Consider the following 361-nt stretch of genomic DNA (forward strand, 5'->3'; position numbering starts at 1 on the left):
TTACGAGTATGGCCGGTGCATACACATTTTCCCTAAGTGAACGGTATTGGGGTCAGACCTCGGGCATCGTTGGCGTCGCTCTTGTTGATCTGGAGCTTCAGCACCGCCTTGGCGTGGCGGGCATCGAGGCAGACCACCGGCAGACCAAGCGCCGTCAAGCCGTGGCACAGCCAGATCGACAGCGGACCGCTTTCCAGACCGACCCGTTCGGCCCGCGGCGCCTTGCCGCTCAGCGTGGCGGCGATCGCTTCCGGGGTCGAGGCGCACTTGCCTTGCCAGAGCACGCGGCCGCTCTCGTCAACAACACAGATCGAGGTCTGGTCCTGCGACACATCCAATCCGACATACTGTTTCATGGCTG

1 protein-coding gene is annotated in these 361 nt (G+C 62.6%); it reads right to left on the reverse strand.

The annotated features are described in order from the left end of the window. Positions 1–32 precede the first annotated feature (32 nt). On the reverse strand, positions 33–361 hold a 329-nt coding region (locus N825_RS35810; RefSeq protein ID WP_157619798.1), incomplete at its 5' end, for an IS110 family transposase.

It is taken from the genome of Skermanella stibiiresistens SB22, assembly GCF_000576635.1.
GTDB lineage: Bacteria > Pseudomonadota > Alphaproteobacteria > Azospirillales > Azospirillaceae > Skermanella > Skermanella stibiiresistens.